The organism is Micromonospora craterilacus (genome assembly GCF_003236315.1).
Classification (GTDB): domain Bacteria; phylum Actinomycetota; class Actinomycetes; order Mycobacteriales; family Micromonosporaceae; genus Micromonospora; species Micromonospora craterilacus.
The window spans coordinates 1-19,511 of sequence record NZ_POTY01000131.1; the positions used below are offsets into that span (position 1 = coordinate 1).

17 protein-coding genes are annotated in these 19,511 nt (G+C 72.0%); 7 read left to right on the forward strand and 10 right to left on the reverse strand.

Annotated features, from left to right (window positions below; all coding sequences use genetic code 11):
* Positions 1 to 31: 31 nt before the first annotated feature.
* From C1I95_RS20030 to mug, 3 genes are all read left to right on the forward strand, one after another.
* Positions 32 to 517 carry an SCO6045 C-terminal-like domain-containing protein gene (locus tag C1I95_RS20030; RefSeq protein ID WP_111215371.1) on the forward strand — a complete coding sequence of 162 codons (486 nt, stop codon included), beginning with the start codon at positions 32 to 34 and terminating at the stop codon, positions 515 to 517.
* Positions 518 to 648: 131 nt separating this feature from the next.
* Positions 649 to 1,410 carry an SDR family oxidoreductase gene (locus tag C1I95_RS20035; protein ID WP_111215356.1) on the forward strand — a complete coding sequence of 254 codons (762 nt, stop codon included), beginning with the start codon at positions 649 to 651 and terminating at the stop codon, positions 1,408 to 1,410.
* A 137-nt stretch (positions 1,411 to 1,547) separates the two neighbouring features.
* The gene (gene mug, locus C1I95_RS20040; protein ID WP_233513770.1) at positions 1,548 to 2,048 is read left to right on the forward strand and encodes a G/U mismatch-specific DNA glycosylase; all 501 of its coding nucleotides are present in this window, start codon (positions 1,548 to 1,550) and stop codon (positions 2,046 to 2,048) included.
* A gap of 69 nt (positions 2,049 to 2,117) precedes the next feature.
* On the opposite strand, the gene C1I95_RS20045 is transcribed toward mug, so the two are convergent.
* From C1I95_RS20045 to C1I95_RS20070, 6 genes are all read right to left on the reverse strand, one after another.
* Complete coding sequence (locus C1I95_RS20045) at positions 2,118 to 3,323, reverse strand: FAD-dependent oxidoreductase (RefSeq protein ID WP_111215358.1); 1,206 nt, start codon at positions 3,321 to 3,323, stop codon at positions 2,118 to 2,120.
* Positions 3,324 to 3,478: 155 nt separating this feature from the next.
* A complete protein-coding gene (locus C1I95_RS20050; RefSeq protein WP_111215359.1) occupies positions 3,479 to 4,138 on the reverse strand; it encodes a PadR family transcriptional regulator in 660 nt (219 codons plus the stop codon).
* 170 nt (positions 4,139 to 4,308) lie between these two features.
* Complete coding sequence (locus C1I95_RS20055) at positions 4,309 to 6,285, reverse strand: ABC transporter ATP-binding protein (protein WP_111215373.1); 1,977 nt, start codon at positions 6,283 to 6,285, stop codon at positions 4,309 to 4,311.
* 113 nt (positions 6,286 to 6,398) lie between these two features.
* On the reverse strand, positions 6,399 to 7,166 hold the full coding sequence (locus C1I95_RS20060; RefSeq protein WP_111215360.1) for an enoyl-CoA hydratase/isomerase family protein: 768 nt from the start codon (positions 7,164 to 7,166) through the stop codon (positions 6,399 to 6,401).
* Between the two features lie 43 nt (positions 7,167 to 7,209).
* Positions 7,210 to 7,437 (reverse strand): helix-turn-helix domain-containing protein, encoded by a 228-nt coding sequence (locus C1I95_RS20065; protein ID WP_007072022.1) that lies wholly within the window; start codon positions 7,435 to 7,437, stop codon positions 7,210 to 7,212.
* A gap of 186 nt (positions 7,438 to 7,623) precedes the next feature.
* Complete coding sequence (locus C1I95_RS20070) at positions 7,624 to 9,228, reverse strand: ABC-F family ATP-binding cassette domain-containing protein (RefSeq protein ID WP_111215361.1); 1,605 nt, start codon at positions 9,226 to 9,228, stop codon at positions 7,624 to 7,626.
* A 245-nt stretch (positions 9,229 to 9,473) separates the two neighbouring features.
* Here C1I95_RS20070 and ypfJ point away from each other — a divergent pair, with 245 nt between their 5' ends.
* A complete protein-coding gene (gene ypfJ, locus C1I95_RS20075; protein ID WP_111215376.1) occupies positions 9,474 to 10,385 on the forward strand; it encodes a KPN_02809 family neutral zinc metallopeptidase in 912 nt (303 codons plus the stop codon).
* A gap of 55 nt (positions 10,386 to 10,440) precedes the next feature.
* Here the strand turns inward: ypfJ and C1I95_RS20080 are convergent, their stop codons facing one another.
* Entirely contained in the window at positions 10,441 to 10,998 is a 558-nt protein-coding gene (locus tag C1I95_RS20080; RefSeq protein ID WP_111215362.1) for a hypothetical protein, read from the reverse strand.
* A gap of 157 nt (positions 10,999 to 11,155) precedes the next feature.
* On the opposite strand from C1I95_RS20080, the gene C1I95_RS20085 reads away from it, so the two are divergent.
* The 3 genes from C1I95_RS20085 (at position 11,156) to C1I95_RS20095 (ending at position 13,958) form a co-directional block, all read left to right on the forward strand.
* Positions 11,156 to 12,325 (forward strand): NHL domain-containing protein, encoded by a 1,170-nt coding sequence (locus C1I95_RS20085; protein ID WP_158566431.1) that lies wholly within the window; start codon positions 11,156 to 11,158, stop codon positions 12,323 to 12,325.
* 93 nt (positions 12,326 to 12,418) lie between these two features.
* Entirely contained in the window at positions 12,419 to 12,865 is a 447-nt protein-coding gene (locus tag C1I95_RS20090) for a hypothetical protein (protein WP_233513768.1), read from the forward strand.
* Between the two features lie 49 nt (positions 12,866 to 12,914).
* Positions 12,915 to 13,958, forward strand: a complete 1,044-nt coding sequence (locus tag C1I95_RS20095) for a hypothetical protein (RefSeq protein WP_111215365.1) — start codon at positions 12,915 to 12,917, stop codon at positions 13,956 to 13,958.
* Positions 13,959 to 13,975: 17 nt separating this feature from the next.
* Here the strand turns inward: C1I95_RS20095 and C1I95_RS20100 are convergent, their stop codons facing one another.
* The 3 genes from C1I95_RS20100 to C1I95_RS20110 form a co-directional block, all read right to left on the reverse strand.
* Positions 13,976 to 14,656, reverse strand: coding sequence for an acVLRF1 family peptidyl-tRNA hydrolase (locus tag C1I95_RS20100; protein ID WP_111215367.1), 681 nt, complete (start codon positions 14,654 to 14,656; stop codon positions 13,976 to 13,978).
* Between the two features lie 101 nt (positions 14,657 to 14,757).
* Complete coding sequence (locus C1I95_RS20105) at positions 14,758 to 18,453, reverse strand: reprolysin-like metallopeptidase (protein ID WP_233513769.1); 3,696 nt, start codon at positions 18,451 to 18,453, stop codon at positions 14,758 to 14,760.
* A 226-nt stretch (positions 18,454 to 18,679) separates the two neighbouring features.
* Complete coding sequence (locus C1I95_RS20110) at positions 18,680 to 19,306, reverse strand: LysE family transporter (RefSeq protein ID WP_111215369.1); 627 nt, start codon at positions 19,304 to 19,306, stop codon at positions 18,680 to 18,682.
* Positions 19,307 to 19,511 lie beyond the last annotated feature (205 nt).

Sequence of the window (19,511 nt, forward strand, 5' to 3'; positions counted from 1 at the left end):
GGTCGCGTCCCTGCCGGTCGCCCGCCCGTCGCTGCCGGCCGCCGATGCGCCCGGACCGACCCCGGACGCTGCCGGGCAGACGCCGGGATCGCTGGCGCACCGGCAGGCGGAACTGGTGGCGGCGTTGGTCGCCGGCGGGCCGCTGCCGCCGGGATTCGCTCCCGCAGCGCTGGCCGCCGCCCGCGCCGCGCTGCTGCGCAAGCGCGCCGGTGAGGTCGCCCGGCACTGGCCACTGCTCGCCGCCGGGCTCCGCGCCGATTGGCCGGCGGCCTTCATCGAGTGGGCGGCGGACCGGCCCACCAGCGGTGGGCTGCGTGACGGCTGGGACCTGGCCCGCGCGCTGCGGGCCCGCGACGCGCTGCCGGCGCTGGGTGCCGAGGAGCTGGCCGTCCGGGAGGCGGCGTTCCGCTACGACGGGCAGCGACCCCCGCGCCGTCGCCGGTCCCCCGCCGTCGGCCGGGCCGGCAGCGCCGTCGCCATCCAGCTCGCCGGTCGAGTCCGCCTGCTGCACCCGTGAAAGGAAGGGCACCTTCTCAGAGCGACCGGTAGAGGAAGGGCCCCTTGTTAACACCCCTCCCCCTCCGGCCGAAGAGAAGCGCGGCGGGCCCGGGATGTCGCGCCGCGGCTGGCTGCGGCAGGATCGGTGGCATGGATCTCGGACTGACCGATCGGGTGTACGTGCTCACCGGTGCCTCCCGTGGGCTCGGCTACGCAACCGCGCAGTGCCTCGTCGCCGACGGCGCCCGAGTGGTGCTCTCCGCCCGGGACGCAGACGCGGTGGCCGCCGCCACGGCCGGCCTCGGCGGGTCGGACCGGGCCGTCGGCGTCACCGCCGATCTGGCTGACCCGGCCACGCCCGGGCTGCTGGTGGCCGCCGCGCAGCGCCACTTCGGCCGGCTCGACGGCGCCCTGGTCTCGGTGGGCGGCCCGCCACCGGGCACCGCCGCCTCGGTCGACGACGAGCAGTGGCGGCAGTCCTTCGAGACGGTCTTCCTGGGCAGCGTGCGTACGGTGCGCACGGTCGCGGCCGCGCTGCCCGACGGCGGCGCGATCGGGCTGGTGCTCTCCACGTCGGCGCGCGGCCCGGTACCCGGCTTGGGCATCTCCAACGGGCTGCGTCCGGGCCTGGCCGGCATCGCCAAGGACGTCGCCGACGAGTACGGCCCGCGCGGCGTACGGGTGATTGGGCTGCTGCCGGGACGAATCCTGACCGACCGTAACCGGGAACTTTTCGCCGCCACCGGCGACCCCGAGCGGGCCCAGGCCGAGGCGGAGGCCGGCATCCCGCTGCGCCGCATCGGCGACCCGGCCGAGTTCGGCCGGGTGGCCGCCTTCGTGCTCTCCCCCGCCGCGAGCTACCTCACCGGGGTCACCATCCCGGTCGACGGCGGCGCGCTGCGCGGCCTGTGACCGCCTCGCCGGCACCAGACCGCGACCCGCGCCCGCGCCGCAAGGAGCCGACCCACCAGCCGACCTGCGACGAACCGTCGGCCCGCCGGAACCCACGTCCGAGCCGGGAGGAGCTTGCCGCGGCGGCCGACCGGACCCTGCCGGATCTCATCTCCGCCGGGTTGGACGTGCTCTTCGTCGGGATCAATCCGGGGCTGTGGTCGGCAGCTGCCGGCTGGCACTTCGCCCGCCCCGGCAACCGGTTCTGGCCGGCCCTGCACCGGGGCGGGTTCACCCCGCGCCTGCTGCACCCCAGCGAGCAGGATGAGCTGCCCCGGCTCGGGCTCGGCATCACCAACCTGGTCGACCGGGCCAGCGCCCGCGCCGACGAGCTGACCGCTGCCGAGCTGGTCGCCGGCGCGCAGGAGCTGGCCGGCAAGGTGGCCCGGTACCGGCCCCGCTGGGTGGCCGTGGTCGGCGTGACCGCGTACCGGATCGGGTTCTTGCGGCCGAAGGCGACCTTCGGCCCGCAGCCGGAGCCGCTGGCCGGCGCCCGGCTCTGGGTGCTGCCCAACCCCAGCGGCCTGAACGCGCACTACACCCCGCAGGCCCTCGGCGCGACCTTCGCCGAGCTGCGCGAGGCGACCCGGCGGGAGTGAGCCACCGGCACCGGCGGGAGCGAGCCACCGGCACCGGCGCCGGCCGCGTCCGTGACGCGGGCGCCGGCGTCAGGCGAGCGCCCTCTCCGTCGTTGCCGGGGCGTCCCAGTCGATTGTGTAGCGCTGCTCCGGGCCGAGGGTCTTCTCCGGCTTCATCGCGACCTTCATCAGCATCCGCATCATCACCGGCATCACCACCCGGCCGACCGGTCCGGGTGCTTTGGCGTGGTTGATCCGGGCCGCGCGGGCGGCGATCCCCTCCACCCGGGCCCGGCGCAGCCGCTCGTACGCGGTGAAGGCCGACGGTACGTCCGGCAGGTCGCGCAGGCAGCGGGCCAGTTGCACGGCGCTCTCGATGGCCAGCGACGCCCCCTGCCCGGAACTGTTCGACGGCGCGTGCACCGAGTCGCCGACCAGCACCATCCGGCCCCGGTGCCAGTGCGGCACCGGCGGCATGATGTGCAGCGACCCGGATACCTGCAATCCGTCCGGGTCGCTGGTACGGATCAGCGCGGCACCGGGGTCGTCGTCGCCGTACGCGGCCCACAGCCGTTGCCGCCAGTCGTCGGAGGGCACCGCCCGGGCCTCGGCCAGGCTCATCGGCCGGTCCTGCGGCAGGTTGGCGCCCCAGCGGGTGCCGCCGCCGGGCTCGGACCAGTAGAGGTAGTAGCCGCGCCGGCCGAAGGTGAAGGTCATCGTTCCCGGCTCGACGTCCACAGTGTGCGCCGCCACCGATTCGAAGCCGAGTACACCGGTGTACCGCGGCCCCGGCGCGTGCGGGTCGATCAGGTTACGCACGGTGGAGTGCACCCCGTCGGCGCCGATCAGGATGTCGGCGCTGGCGGTGCTGCCGTCGCCGAACTCGGCGGTGACCCCGGTGGCGGTCTCCCGTACGCCGGTCAGCCGTTTGCCGTGTACGACGGGGATGCCCTCGGCGGTCGCCCGTTGGTGCAGCACCCGGTGCAGGGCGTTGCGGTGGACCACGCGCAGCGGCGGCGCGCCGGCCAGGACGGGCAGGTCGACGCGGTTGGCGCCGATCACCAGCGCGGTGCGGTGCATCGGCGTGGCGGCGTCGGTGACCGCCTGGTCCGCGCCGACGATCCGCAGCGCGGCGACGCCGTTGGGCGCCAACGCCAGCGTGCCACCGATGCCGTCGGCGGTGCTCGGGTACGCCTCGTACACGGTCGCCGCGATGCCCGCCCGGTGCAGCGCGAGCGCGGCGACCGGGCCGGCGATGCCGCCGCCGATGATGATTGCTGTCCGTACGTCGGTCATTGGTCCTCCCTGGGACTCGGTCCGGTGCATGGCGAACCGCCCTGGGTGGGAACCCGGCTATCCTCGTTGGTTGCCGCCTCGTGCCGAGCGCCTGCCCAGGTGTGGTTCGAGGTAAGGGCCCCGGCGCGGTGTTGGCGCACCGCGCCGGGGCGTCGTCATTCGGATGGCTCGTCGGGGGTGCTGGTCCTTTCCGCGAGTGCGGCCAACTCGGCCGGGATCTCGCCGGTCTCGTGGAACGCCCGCCACTGGTCGAGCCCGGGGAAGGTGCCCGAGTCGAATTCGGCGAGGACGGCCCGGATCCAGGCCGCCTCGGCCTTCCGCATCGCCAGGTCGTACTCGGACTCGATCAGGAACAGTCGGGGCACCTCGGTGGAGTGTTCGGCGAGTGCGGCCCGGGCCGCGGTGATGTTCTCGACCACCTGGCTCAGCCGCTGCCGCAGCAGGTCGGCGGCCTCGTCCGGGTGCACGGCGGCGAGGACCGACAGGCCAGCCCGGAACCGCGGGTATTCGGCCATCGGGGTGGCGAGCAGCTCGCGTGCCCAGTCGACCAGTTCGGCCCGGCCGGCGTCGGTGATGCGGTAGACCGTGCGCTCGGGGCGCCGGCCGGCGCGCACGCTCTCCACGGCCGTGATGAAGCCGTGTTTGTCGAGGTTGCCGACGACCGTGTAGAGCGACCCCCACTTGATTGGCATGTCCTGGTCCTTGCCCCAGCCACGCAGCGCCGAGGCGATCTCGTAGGGGTGCATCGGTCGTTGCACCAGGACGGAGAGCACGGCCAGCGCCATCAGATTGTTGACCTTGCGCCGCTTGGCCATCCGACGTCTCCTCGCACCCGATTACTCGCAGCCGAGTATACCCCTGCGAGTAACCGTCGCTACACCTGTGACAGCAGCGGGCGGACTGAGATCCACGCCTACGCGATCAACACGAAGGGCACCCGTCCGAAGATCGGGTGCCCTTCGTGTTGGCCGGCCGGTTGGGTGGATCAGTTGGCGACGGCGGGCGGCAGCGCCTCGTCGGCGACGTACTCGCGGGTCGGGATGACCACCGGTTCCGGCCCGGTGGCGTCGACGTACGGGCTGGGCGAGTCGGCCACCGCGAACTGGGTGCGGTACAGCTCGGCGTACAGGCCACCGACGGCGACCAGTTCGTCGTGGCGGCCCCGCTCGACGATCCGGCCCTCGTCGAGGACCAGGATCTGGTCGGCGTCACGGACGGTGGACAGTCGGTGCGCGATCACCAGCGCGGTACGCCCGGTCAGTGCCACCGACAGCGCCCGCTGCACCGCCGCCTCGCTCTCCGAATCCAGGTGTGCGGTCGCCTCGTCGAGGATGACGATCGACGGCGCCTTGAGCAGCAGGCGGGCGATGGCGATGCGCTGCTTCTCGCCACCGGAGAAGCGGTAGCCGCGCTCACCGACGGTGGTGTCCAGCCCGTCGGGCAGGGCGCGGACGAGGTCGGCGACCTGCGCACCTGCGAGGGCCGCCCACAGCTCGTCGTCGGTGGCGTCCGGCTTGGCGTAGCGCAGGTTCTCCGCGATGGTCTCGTGGAACAGGTGGGAGTCCTGGGTGACCACGCCGATCTCGTCGCGCAGCGATTCGCCGGTGGCGTCGCGCACGTCCACCCCACCGACCAGCACCTGCCCGTCCGTGACGTCGTAGATGCGGGAGATCAGCATGGACAGCGTCGACTTGCCGGCGCCGGACGGACCGACCAGGGCCACCATCTGCCCGGGCTCGACCCGGAAGGAGACACCCTTGAGGACCGGTTCGTTGACCGTACGGTCCAGCGTGGCGACCTCCTCCAGCGAGGCGAGGGAGATCTCCGCCGCGCTGGGGTAGCGGAAGCGCACGTCGCGGAACTCGACGGTGCCCGTGCCGCGGGGCACCGGCACCGCGTCGGGCCGCTCCTGGATCGTCGGCTTCAGGTCGAGCACCTCGAAGACCCGGTCGAAGGAGACCAGCGCGCTCATCACGTCGACGCGGACGTTGCTCAGCGCGGTGAGCGGGCCGTAGAGGCGGGTGAGCAGCAACGCGAGGGTCACCACGGTGCCGGCGCTGACGTCCCCGGTGACCGCCAGCCAGCCACCGAGGCCGTAGGTGAGCGCCTGGGCCAGCGAGGCCACCAACAGCATCGCGACGAAGAAGGTCCGCGAGTACATCGCGGACTGGATGCCGATGTCGCGAACCCGCTCGGCGCGGCGGGCGAACCGGCCCGCCTCCGCGTCCGGCTGGCCGAAGAGCTTCACCAGCAGCGCGCCGGCGACCCCGAACCGTTCGGTCATGGTCGCGTTCATCTTGGCGTCGAGGTTGTACGACTCGCGGGTGATGTCGGCCAGCCGCCGGCCGACCCGCCGGGCCGGGATGATGAACACCGGCAGCAGCACCAGCGAGAGCGCGGTGATCTTCCAGGAGAGGGTGAGCATCACGGCGGCGGTGAGCACCAACTGGATCACGTTGCTGACCACGCCGGACAGCGTCGAGGTGAACGCCCGCTGGGCACCCATCACATCGTTGTTGAGCCGGCTGACCAGCGCGCCGGTCTGGGTGCGGGTGAAGAACTGCAACGGCATCCGCTGCACGTGGTCGTAGACCCGGGTACGCAGGTCGAGGATGATGCCCTCGCCGATGCGCGCCGAATACCACCGCTGGGCGAGCGAGAGCATCGCGTCGACGACCGCGAGCGCGGCGATGAACAGGGCCAGCCGGATCACCAGCGCGGCGGCCTCGGAGCCGCCCCGGGTGATCGCGTCGATCACGTCGCCGGCGAGCAGCGGGGTGGCCACCCCGATCACCGCGGCGATGATCACGGTCAGCAGGAAGACGACGATGTCCCGCCGGTAGGGCTGGGCGAACGCCACGATCCGCCGGGCGACTCCGCGTTGCAGCCGGTGGGTGGAGATCTCGTCGCGGCTGCGCATCGACCGGAGCATGCTCCAACCGCCCATACCGCCAGCGGCCATCGGGTTGGACACGCACACCTCCGGATTGACAGGTCTCGGCACACCGTCGGGTCAATTCTCCCGACGACTACGACAACCTTGCCAGTAACCCGGATCTTCCCGAATGGTCCTTACTATTCGCCCCGCCCGGCGAGATCGTGCAACCGCCGGGTCTGTGCCTCCCGCTCAGCCCGCTGCTGTTCGGCGTGGGTACGCCCGGCCGCGCCGGCGAGCAGGGCCTTGATCTCCACCACGGCATCCCGGTGGTGGGCGAGCAACCCCGCGGTGAGATCCCGTACGGCGTCGTCCAGCTCGGTATTCGGCACGACGAGGGTGGCCAGGCCGATCCGGTCCGCCTCGGCGGCGTCCATCCGTCGGCCGGTGGCGCAGATCTCCAGCGCGCGGGCGTAGCCGACCAGCTCGACCAAGCGCTTGGTGCCGGCCAGATCCGGCACCAGGCCCAGCGTGACCTCGGCCATCGAGAACTTCGCGTCCTCGGCCAGGACCCGCAGGTCACAGGCGAGCGCGAGTTGGAAACCGGCGCCGATGGCGTGCCCCTGCACGGCCGCCACGGAGATCACGTCCGGGCGATGCAGCCAGGTGAACCCGCCCTGGAACGCGGCGATCCGGTCGGCGCACTCCGCTTCGGGCAGGGCGGACAGCTCGGCAAACGAGCCCGGCCCGGTGGCGCCCGCGACCGACAGGTCGAGGCCGGCGGAGAACGCTCGCCCCTCACCTCGCACGATCACGACGCGTACGTCACCGGGCAGGTCCCGGGAGAAGTCGCTCATCGCGCGCCACATCGCCGGGGTCTGCGCGTTGAGCACGTCGGGCCGGCACAGGGTGACCGTAGCTACCGGCCCGTCGCATTCCAGCCGGACCCCGGTCGCCTCGGCGGTCACCGAGCGGCCCGGGTCGCGGTGCTGATCGACGACGCTGGGCGGGTCACGCCTTCTTGCGACGCCGGGCCCCGCCGCGCTGCCGCAGCTGCACCCCGGACTCGGTGAGCACCCGGTGGATGAACCCGTACGATCGGCCGGTCGAGGCCGCGAGCGCACGGATGCTCTCTCCCCCGGTGTACCGCTTGACGAGGTCCTTGGCGAGCGTCTGACGCTCGGCTCCGACGATCCGGCGACCCTTCTCAGTGCTGGTGGCTGTGCCAGTGGCTGCCATGCTGTGTCCTCACGTCCCAGACTGTGCGGTTCGGATACGGTCCCACCTATTAGACCGCCTCGAACGATCATGCGCCAGATATCAACTATTCGCCAACCGACACGCTATGCAATGTCAGCTTCCCGATAGGTGACGCTCGCGACGTGTTGCGAACTGATCGCTCTCCGCCACCCTCAGTGGCCCGCCTCAGGCCAGCTCGACCAGTTCGAGCAGGTCGTCGCTCCAGGCGTCCTCGTCGCCGTCGGGCAGCAGGATGGCCCGGTCGGGCTTGAGCGCGAGGACCGCACCCGGGTCGTGGGTGACCAGCACGATCGCCCCCGGGTAGCGGGCGATGGCATCCAGCACCTGCTCCCGACTGACCGGATCCAGGTTGTTGGTCGGCTCGTCCAGCAGCAGCACGTTGGCGCCGGAGCAGACCAGGGTGGCCAGCGCCAGCCGGGTCTTCTCCCCGCCGGAGAGCACCCCGGCGGGCTTGTCGACGTCCTCGCCGGAGAAGAGGAACGCCCCGAGGATCTTGCGCAGCTCGGTGTCGGTCTGCTCGATCGAGGCGGCCCGCATGTTCTCCAGCACGGTCCGCTCCACGTCCAGCGTCTCGTGCTCCTGGGCGTAGTAGCCCAGCCGCAGCCCGTGACCGGGCCGCACCTCGCCGGTGTCCGGCTCCAGCAGGCCGCCGAGCATCCGCAGCAGGGTGGTCTTGCCGGCACCGTTGAGCCCGAGGATGGCCACCCGGGAGCCGCGGTCCACCGCCACGTCGACGTCGGTGAAGATCTCCAACGAGCCGTACGACTTGGACAGGCCGGTCGCGGTCAGCGGGGTACGCCCGCACGGCGCCGGGGCGGGGAAGCGCACCTTGGCCACCTTGTCCGCGACGCGTACCTCATCCAGGCCGGACATCAGCCGCTCGGCCCGGCGGGCCATGTTCTGCGCGGCGACGGTCTTGGTGGCCTTGGCCCGCATCTTGTCCGCCTGCGCCATCAGCGCGCCGGCCTTCTTCTCGGCGTTGGCCCGCTCCCGGCGCCGGCGCCGCTCGTCGGTCTCCCGCGCCTCCAGGTACGCCTTCCAGCCCAGGTTGTAGACGTCGACCACGGACCGGGTGGCGTCCAGGAACCAGACCTTGTTGACCACCGACTCCAGCAGGTCGCCGTCGTGCGAGATCACGATCAGCCCGCCCTTGTGGTTGGCGAGGAAGCCGCGCAGCCAGGTGATCGAGTCGGCGTCGAGGTGGTTGGTCGGCTCGTCCAGCAGCAGGATGCCGCCACCGTTGTCGCCGGCGTCGCGGAACAGGATGCGGGCCAGCTCAATGCGGCGGCGCTGGCCGCCGGAGAGGGTGCCGATGGTCTGTGCGAGGGCCCGGTCGGGCAGCCCGAGGTTGGCGCAGATCCGGGCCGCCTCGGCCTCGGCCGCGTACCCGCCGAGGGCGGCGAACTGGTCCTCCAGCGCGCCGTAGCGGCGGACCAGCCGCTCGTCGCCGCCGTCGGCGAGCTGCGCCTCCAGCTCCTTCATCCCGGCCATCAGCACGTCCAGGCCGCGGGCGGAGAGGACCCGATCCCGGCCGGCGACCTCCAGATCGCCGGTACGCGGGTCCTGCGGCAGGTAGCCGACGGTGCTGCGCTGGTCGACCTGCCCGGCGTACGGCTGCCCCTCGCCGGCGAGCACCTTGAGGGTGGTGGTCTTGCCGGCGCCGTTGCGGCCGACCAGGCCGATCCGGTCGCCCGGCTGCACCCGCAGGGTCGTGTCGGACAGCAGGATCCGGGCGCCGGCGCGCAGTTCCAGGCCGCTGGCAGTGATCATGTCGGGGTACTCGCTCTCGGGATCCGGAGGGCTGACTCAGGGCACACGAAAGCGCCGGCGAGTCTCGGTGGACCCGTCGGCGCGGGGCGTTCAGCCTTCGCAGAGCAGCACGGGGTCAAGTGTACCGGGCCGCGACTGGCGGCCGTCGCGGATTACCGACCAAGATCGTCGGGTACCGTCTCGCCGTCCGGTCCGCTACCCTGCGCCGCGACCACCACACTGATCACCGACTGATCGGGGTCACCATGGAGCTGAACGAGAACGCGCGGATCGACACCAGCCAGGTGGACGACCGGCGAGGAACCGGCGGAGGCGGCGGGCTGGGCATCCCCATCCCGATCGGCGGCGGGCGCGGCGGCATCGTCGGGATCGTCATCGCCGTGCTGGTCGCCCTCGTCGGCGGGGGCCTCGGCCTGAACGTCATGACCGGTGCCGACGAACCGCAGGGCGACAACGCCTCGCTGGAGCAGCGGTGCGCGGCCGAGGACGCCCTGGAACAGCTCGACTGCCGCAACACCCTCTACGTCAACTCGATCCAGGCGTACTGGCGCGCCGCCCTGCCGCAGGCGCTCGGCCAGCAGTACCGCCCGACCCGTACCGTCTTCTTCAGCCAGGCCGTGAACACCGCCTGCGGCGCGGCCGACTCCGGTGTCGGCCCGTTCTACTGCCCGGCCGACTCGCTGGTCTACATCGATCTTTCGTTCTACCGGGTGCTCGCCGAACAGCTCGGCGCCGCCGGCGAGTTCGCCCAGCCGTACGTGCTGGCCCACGAGTACGGCCACCACGTGCAGAACCTGCTCGGCACCAACGAACAGGTCCGCCGCGCACAGCAGCGCGACCCGGGCAACGCCAACCGGCTGTCGGTACTGCTGGAGCTACAGGCCGACTGCTACGCGGGCGCCTGGGCGCGCAACGCCACCGGCACCGCCGACGGCAGCGGTCAGAAGATATTCAAGAGCATCACCGAGCGGGACATCGCACAGGCCATCGACACCGCGGAGAAGATCGGCGACGACGCGATCTCGAAGCGCGCGAACCGCCCGGTCAACCCGAACGAGTTCACCCACGGCTCGTCCGCCGACCGCAAGCGGTGGTTCAGTCGGGGCTACGAGACCGGCAACCCGGCCTCCTGCGACACCTTCCGCAGCGGACAGTGACGGGGGCGGAACCACTGCTGGTTCCGGCCCCGCACCTGCCCTCCAGCGCGAGCGGTCACTGCGGGAGCTGGCTGGTCAGCTCCCGCCACCGCCGGGGGATGCCGAGATCGAAGTACTTGGCCTTGATGAGGACGATCTTCTGATCCCGATCGGCGAGCAGGGCCCGCACCGCCGACTGTGCCTCGGCGAGAAAGCCCCCCTCGCCGAGCCGACGCAGGCACCCGCTCTCCAGATCGACCGACCAGCCGGCCATGCCGGTGGTCCGGATCCGGACGGCCCCCGAGGTCGAGACCCCCTCGCCCTCGACCCGGGCCAGGTCCTCGCTGTACTTCTCCCGCCGGGGATCAAGCGGCGCGGCCTGTTCCGTCTGGACGACCTCCTGCTGGGTCATCCCCTGCGCGACGCGGTAGGCCTCGGTACGCGCCCGTTGCACGGAAACCCACGTCACCATGCCCAACCGGGACAGCTGATAACTGAGTTGGTTCTCGTTGTAGGTCTCGAAGGTTCCGGGTTGGAAAGTTATCTCCACCTGGCCGTCAGTCGACACCCGAGCCTTGACGTTGCGATCGGGTGAGAGGGCCGTCGCCACCCACTGATGGCTGCCAAAGGACATGATCCTCCTTAGTTTCGAAGCGTTCCCGGGCAGAGTGCACCACGTGGAGCGAACGCGCGACCGCCCGGATCTGCGGCACCTGAGATCCAAGATCCTGTGGTAGACACGTCGAGTGTTCACAACCCGGGGAATCGGAACAACGCTGACCGCCATTGTCGTGAGCACCACGGCCCTGGTCTTTCCCCAGGACAATGCGGCGAACGCCGAGCAGCTCGTGGTGGTCGCCGGCGTCGGTACCGCCGGCAACTCCGGCGACGGGGGTCCCGCGGCGTCCGCCGGGCTGAACACGCCCTCCGGGGTCGCGGTGGCGCCGGACGGCACGGTCTACCTCAGCGACACCGGCAACCACATCATCCGGGCGGTGTCTCCCGCCGGCACGATCACCACGGTGGCCGGCACCGGCCGGCCCGGCAGCCCCGGCACTCCGGTCCCGCAGGGCACGCCGGGCACCGAGGTCGATCTGGGCAGCCCCACCAGTCTGGCGCTCGGTCCGGACGGGACGCTCTACCTGGCGGACGTCGCTCTGCTCCGGGTCTTCGCGCTCGCCCCGGACGGCACCATCTCGGTGCTGGCCGGCACCGGTCTGCCCGGCTCGGCCGGCGAGGGCGGTCCGGCGACGGCCGCGGCGATCGGCCAGCCCGGCGGCCTGGCCGTGGCCGCCGACCGCACGCTCTACCTCGGCGACCTGACCAGTCGACGGGTACGCGCCGTCGCACCGTCCGGCACCATCACCACCGTCGCGGGCAACGGCGCGAGCCAGCTCACCGCGGCGGGCGGCCCGGCCACGGAGGTGCCGGTGCCGGCCGTGAACAGCATCACCGTCGCGCCCGACGGCGACGTGTGGCTCGCCGACGGCCTGGTGCTGCATCGCCTGCGCGGCGGCGAACTCGCCACCGTCACCGCACCGGGTGCGGGAGGCGTCGGGGACGGGCCGTGGGCACTGTCCACCTCGGACTCTTGGCCACCGGCCGAGCCGCCGTTGAACAACGTCGCCGCGATCGCCGCCGGCACCCAGGGCATCTACCTCTACGACCAGGGCGAGCGGAAGCTCCTCCGGCTGGGGCTGGACGAGACGGTACGGACGGTCGCCACGCTCGACCCGCAGACGGTCGGCACGCTGGTTCCACAGCTGGCGGTGAACGGCTCCGGCACGGTCTACCTGCTGGCGACCAGCGAGCACCGGCTGTACGCGGTTCGCGACGGGGGCGGGTCGCCGGACGACGACCCGGCCGGCGACGGCACCCGCTGGTGGCTCCTGGCCGCCGGAGCCGGCGTGATCGTCCTGCTGGCGGTCGGCTGGGCGGCGGCCCGTCGCCGTCGGCCCTGACCGCGCCACCCGCCGGACGCACACCGCATTGACCTCCACCTTCGCCGGTCCCGGCCGACGGAGATCAGATATCCAGAGACACGGGGACCGATGATGGCTGAGATTGTTGGCGGCGACCTCTACCGCCTCTGGCGGGTTTCCGAGGTGCACCTCCCCCGGATCGCCGACGTCTACTACGACGCCGCCCGGGTGGTCGCGGGCGCGCGCAGTTCGGGTTCGTCGAGCGACGCCGACGCGTTCCGGGACAGCACCCCCGTCTATCCGGGCTCGACCGCGTTGTCGAGCCCGGTCGGGGCCGCCTGGGCCGCGCTGCGAAACGAACTGCAGCGCATGTACACACAGGTCGGCGACACGGTGCTGGTCGGCGCGGAGGGCATCCGGCAGGCGAGTCAGGCGTACCTCGACACGGACCTGGTCAACTCCGACGCCCTGCAGCTCTACCTGGACGACCCGAGGAACCACAACCCGAACGATCCGGCGTCGAACCCGCCGGCCGAGGACGCCGACGACCACCCCGGCACCCCGCCACCGCTGCCCTGACCGCCAGCGTCACCGACCCCTACCCGTCAGGCAGAAGGACACCCCGCTGATGACCGACTCCGTGACCACCCCGTCCGAACTTGCCGGCAGCACCTACGAGAACACGGTTCGGACCAAGGCCGCCGAGCTGAAACGGGAACTGATCCGGCAGACGCTCGACGACATCGAGTCCTGGCGCAAGGCCGTCGACGTGCAGTGGGAGCGGGCTCATCGGACCGGCAACACGAGCGCGACGAGTCCGATGTCGCCGATCCCGCCGGAGGAGATCGAGGCGTACCGCCAGACCGTACGCAACGACTACTACGAGTGGGTGGTGCCCGCGTTCGAGAGGCACCTCCTGCCGGACCCGGACGCCATCAATCCGATGATCGACGGCCTGCGGACCATCGAAAGCTCGTTCCACGGCAGTCAGGACAACGCGGGAAACTTCACCCCGGCCAGCCCCGCCCTCTCCCGGATCAACGACGTCCGGGCGGACATGAACCACTGGCAGGGTGACATGCAGGTCAACTTCATCGACAACTTCCTGACCCCGTTGCAGAACGTCTCGGTCAACCAGGCGGCGGTGGCCAAGGTCGTCCGCGAACAGCTCGAATGCAGCAAAATCATGTACATCCGGTACCGCAAGGCGGTCGTGAACCTGCTCGACCAGTCCATCCAAGCGGTCCGGGAGCTGAACAACAGCAAGGATCCCAAGAGCTTCACCTGGGGAACCCTGATCGGGATCGCCGTCGGCACCGGGCTCACCCTCGCCACCGGCGGAGTGGCCATCGCCGGTGGCGTTCTCATCATCGGCAGCACGATCGCCCAGGGCCTGGTGCCGGACCCACCCAAAACCAACGAGCTGAGCGCGCCGACCGCCCAGGAGGTGGCGGTCAACGTCAGCGACGCGTTGAGCAAACTCAGTGGCGACGTGTTCGAGGAGGAACGCAAGGTCCAGGACGCCTTCAACAACATCTGCCAGACCATCGCCGACTCCCGAGCCGCCTCGATCATGAACAACAAGGCCGGCCCGCTCGCGGTCGCCACACCGTCCGTGAGCAGCGCACGGCCGTCCGAGATCACCGACGGTTCGCTACGCCCGAGCCGCTAGCTCCCGCGGCTCGGGCGTCAGGGTTCTAATCTGCCCTGCCCGCCGGCGTCGCTCTGCGGCTCCCGGATCAGGATGTGGACCGACCGGGCGGCGGCGACGGCGGCCACCAGCACCGCGTGCCGGGGTTCGGGCACGTCGAGCAGCCGGTCGGCGCGCAGCGTCGCGAGCGGGGCGAGGCGGCGGTCGGCCAGCACCGTGTCCACGGCCCGCCGGTCTCCGCCGGCGACCAGCGCGTCCAGCCGATCGGCCACCGGCAGCAGCAGCCGGGCCGCGAGGTCGACCGCGTCGGCCAGCGCCGCCTTCGCCTGGTTGTCGCGGCGGCGGGCGAAACGCTGCTGGGACCAACCACCCGCGGCGGTACGGCCCTGCACGTAGCGGGTGTCCACCTTGTGCACCGGTAGCTGTTCGCCCTCGGCGACGCCGACCGCCACCGCGCCCTTGCGGGCCAGCAGCAGGCCGATCCGTCGCGGCGCGGTGGCCGCCGCCACGAAGGTCTCCAGATCCAGGGTGGCCGGCGCGCCCGGTGGGGTGTGCAGCTCGGCGGTGGCGCCGTCCGGGGCGGCCAGCAGCAGGCCGTACCCCTGGACGGTGTTGGTGGGCGGGCCGTGCCGGTCGGCGAAGCCGGCGACCCAGCGGGCGACGCGGGCCGGGTCGACCTCGACCCACCGGCCGCCCCCGGCGGCGGGTCGGCTGCTCATACCCCCGACCGTACGGCACGGGAGATCGCCACCGCACGGCGGGAAACGGGTACGCGGGAGGACACCGCTGCCGGCGCCCTCCCGCGCTGTCGGTCCGTCGGTCAGTGCACGGTGAGGTTGCCGCCGGTCAGCTTGACCTCGCCGGTGCCCGCCCCCGTCCAGTCGGACGAGAAGAGCAGGACGCCGCCCTGCCACAGGGTGACGCCGACGGTGTCGTTCCGGCCGGGGGAACCCCGGTCGGTCACCGTCACGGCGAGCGTCAGACCGCTGGCCACCACCTTGCCCTTGCTGTCGTACAGGCTGGCCCGGTAGCGCACCTCGGCCGCCTTGCCCGCCGAGGTCACACCGAGACCGTCGACGGTGGATGCCTTGACCTTGTAGGTGGTGCCGCCGGAACGGAACTCGATCTCCGCCTCGCCGGACGCCGCCTTCTTGGCCGTGGCCGGCTTGGCGGTCAGCTCCACCTCGACCTTCGACGCCGGGTCGGCCGGGTACGCCCCCGCCGAGCGGCTGACGATGGCGTGACCGCTACCGGTGAGGAACCCGCCGTCCGAGACGGCCACCGTCACCGTGGCGCTGGTGCTGCCGGTGTAGTACCCACCGACCGTCGCGGTGACCGTGTGCGTGCCCGCCGGCAGGGTGGCCTCGCAGGCGGCGGAGCCCGTGGTGGTGGGCGCGGCAACCAGTTCCACCGCGGCGGTGCAGAGCGCCGCGCCGCCCGCGGTGAACGTCACCGTGGCGTTGCGGAGGTCACCCGCGGTGGTGTCCGTCGACGACGGCAGCACCGAGCTGTCCCGCAGGACCGCCCGGAGCAGCGCCTTGCCGGCAGCCCCGCTGGTGGCGGTGCTCACCAGCGTGTCGCCGGCCCAGGTCGCCGCCGCGTTCTCGGCGGTGACCGTGATGGCGAACGAGGTGCTGGCGGCCAGGCCGGTGCCGTCGGACACCGTCACGGTGACCGGGTAGTCGCCGGGTGCCGCCACGGTGGTGCCGGTGACCGTCCAGCTACGGGTGCCGGGCAGGGTGTCCGCCCCGGAGGTGTCCGACAGGGTCAGCGCCAGGCCGGCCGGCAGACCCACGGCGGACGCGGTCAGCGCGGCGCCGGCGGTGTCGGCGTCGGTGGCCGTGACGGTGACCGTCGGCGAGAGCGCGTCGCTGTACTGGACGCTGGCCCCGCCGGCCGGAGCGTCGTTGGTGACCACGGGGACGGCCCGGATGGTGAACTCGGCGTCGTTGACATCGAAGAAGATGTTGCCGACCGCCTCGATCCTGATCCGCGCCCGCTCGGTCGCCACGTTCGGCAGGGTGACCGTCGCGCTACCGGTGTTCGGGGTGCTCTCGGCCAGCACGTGCGGGAAGGTCTCGCCGCCGTCGGCGGAGAGGGTGATCCGCACCTGACCGACGTTCACCGGCGCCACGTCGGTACCGGCCACGTCCCAGGTCACGGACTGCGTTGAGGCACCGTCCAGGACGGCGGCGGAGCCCTGCGAGGTGACCAGGAACGGCCCGGCGTTCGGGGCCAGCACCACCGCGACGTCGGCGCTGCCGATGCCGCCGCCACCGAGCCGCCCGTCCCGGGCGGTCAGCTTGAAGTGCATGGTCCGGTCGTTGGTGAAGCCGACCCAGTCCCGGGTGGGCAGGAACTCCGAGTAGCAGTCCAGGGTCTCCGCCGGCACGTTCGAGGCGCCACCGCTCGCCGGCGGCGCCGGGGCGGCCGGGCAGGTACCCGTCTTGGCGTTCGTGTTGCCCACCAGGATCTGCTTCAGGTCCGGGAAGACCCGGGTCGAGTTGGTGGTCACCGCGTTCTGGCCCGGCGAGTGGTACTTCAGGGTGTCCTCCGGCGACACCCACGCCGGCTCGCTGAACACCCGGAACAACGGACCGTTGGTCTTGGTGTTGTTCATCAGCGCGGTGCCGGCGGTGCCGCCCCGGTCGTTCTGCTCCCACAGGTACGTCACCGTGTCGCCGTCGGCGTCGGTGGCGCTGCCGCTGAGCGCGAACGGGGTCCGCACCGGGATGGTGACGGTGCCCGGCACGGTGACCACGGGAGCCCGGTTGCTGGTCTGCTCGACCAGGTGGCCGCCGTTGTCGATGGCACCGCCCTTGGCCGTCTCGCCCACGAACCCGGAGGCACCGGAGAGGTTGGTGAGGGCGAGCTGGGCGACGTTGGTCGCGGCCAGCGTGCCACCGAAGGTGACCTGGAACCCGGTGTCGTTCAGCGTGCCGCTGCCGCCGAAGGCGGCGACGGTGACCGTGCCGCCGGCCGGCCAGCCCGCGATCGACTCGATCGCGGCCTTGATCCCGGCGGTGGTGTAGTTGACCCCCCGCACGATGGGAGCCGAATCCGCCCCGCCGTAGTTGACGGTGAACGAGTCGCCGGCGGTGTCGAAGTCGCGCAGCGAGGCGGTCTGCACCTCGTTGATCGCCGGCCGGCTCGACGTGACGTAGTTCGTGATCTCCGTGTAGCTGCGGTGCGACCAGTACGGGTCGGTGTGCGGCTGGAGGTTGTCCTGCTGGCAGATGCCGGCGTACGCCATGATCGACGAACCGCTGCCCGGCTCGTACGAGTTGGCCGCGCTCCGGTTGCCACCGGAGCAGTTCCACTGGTTGCCGTTGAAGGTGTGGTTGCCGGCGAACTGGTGGCCGATCTCGTGTGCCACGTAGTCCACCGCATAGAAGTCACCGATCGGCGTCGGCAGGCCGGTGCAGCCCTGCGCCTTGCTGTTACCGCCGACCACGCCGAGGCTGGCGACGCCGCCACCGTTGACGCCGAGGCCGATGTGGCCGACGTCGTAGTTGCTGGCGCCGATCAGCTGACCGAGCACGATCCGGTTGCGGCTCAGCAGGCCACTGCCGCAGGAGCTGATCTGGGCCGGGGTGTAGCAGGCGGCCGCACCGCACGGGCCGTTCGGCTCGGTGGCCAGCGCCGGGGTGTTCAGGTTCGTCTTCTCGGTGTCGTTGACCAGGACGAGCCGGATCGCGGTCTCGTCCTCGTAGATCTGGTTCACCCGGTTGATCAACGTCACCTTCGCCGCGGTCACGTTCTCCGCGCCGAAGTAGGTGGCGTACGACGGGTCGGTGACGAACGCGAGGCGGTAGGTCCGCAGCGTCACCAGCGGGCCGGCCACCGGCTCGTCAAGGGCCGACTCGACCTCGTCGTGCAGGGCGTGGGCCGCCGACTCGACGTCCTCCCGCTCGACGAAGTCACCGTGCTGGTTCTCCAGATCCCGGGCGAAATAGCTCGCGTACAGGCTCTGGTCGCGGTGGTAGTACGGGTCGATGTACCACGCGCCGTCGGCCGAGCGGACCGAGGCGTGGAAGCCGAGCGGGGTCAGGTCCGCCCGGATCGTCGCCGTCGGGTCGTCCACGCCGGTGCCCGCGTACGTGGTGATCTCCGGGTGGGCGGCGGCCAGGCCCGCCTCCATCACCGGCGACTCGACCAGCTCGAAGCGCTGGAAGGTGCCGTCCGGGGCGGGCAGGGACACCACCTGCCGCTGCTGGCGCGCCGCCCGGCGCTGTTCCATCGGCGCCCGGTCGAGCTGGCTCTTCAGGCCGGCGCGGTCCACCGTGTAGGCCGCCAGCCGCTTCGCCTCGATGGCGGCCTTCCGGCCCGACTTGGTCGCGGCGGGCTTGCCGTCCACCTTGCGCCACGGGCCGTCGGCCGACGGGGCGGCGCTGGCCGGGGTAGCCACCGCCAGGACCGGCAACATCGTCGCGGCCAGCACCGTGGCCAGGAGGGCGGCCAGGCGCCCACGGCGCGGCCGGCCGCCTCCCGGTTGATGGGTACGAATGTTCGTCAACTCGTCTCCCTGTTCGTGAAGGGTGAGACCGACCGCGCCCTCCCCGGATCGGCGAGCGGGCGCGAGTGATCCACGGATTTGCCCAGCACCCTAGGCGGATGGCGGAGGGCGAACATCAGCCGAACAGGGGAAGATGTTCTGGCAGCACGGTTGCTACGCCAAGGTGAAACACATCCATAACGGGATCGTCATACTTCGTCGTCCATAGTGGATGAATGGGGGGCGATCACCCATTGAGGAGCATGCCGACGGCGAGCGCCGCGATGATGGCGCTCGACAGCAGCGCGGTGACCAGACGGCCGCGGTCGCTGGTGAGCGCCCGACCGATCAGGCTGCCGCCCGTGGCGACCAGCAACTGCCAACTGGCCGAGGCGAGGAACACGCCAAGCGTGAACAGCACGGCGACGCCGATCTCGGACCCGCCCCGGTCTCCGCGGCCGAGCACCAGTGCCGTGAAATAGACGACGGTGGCCGGATTGAGCAGGGTCAGCGCGAGGATCCCGGCGAACGCCCGGGCCGGGGTGTCCAACCCACGCCGCGCGCCCGCCGGGCCGACCGGGGCCGCCACGCGCAGGGCGCGCCACGCCCCGTACCCGGCGAGGGCGAGCAGCACCGCGGCGGCGACCAGCCGCATCGGCCCGGCGACCGGGGCGAGCCAGCCGGCCACCACCGCGCCGCCGAGCGCCGCGCCGCCGGCGTAGATCCCGTCGGCGACGGCCACTCCGAGCGCGGCGGAGGCGCCGACCCGGAACGAGGTACGCGCGGTGAGCCCGAGAATGAGCACCGCGATCGCGCCGACCGGGATGGCGACGCCGTAACCGGCAACCAGCCCGGCCAGGAACGCCGTGGTCACGACGGCGAGTGGTGCAGCGAGGCCGGACCCGGCGCGGTCCGCTGTCGGCCCGCGGCAGTGGCCACGGCGACAGGGGACGGCTTCATCGGGTACGGCTCGCTCACGGGCCCATCCTGCGCCACACGGCACAACCTCCGCACCCGGTTTCCGTCCCCGCGCCCCGCGCCCGGCGCCCGGCGCCCGGCGCCCGGCGCCCGGCGCCGGG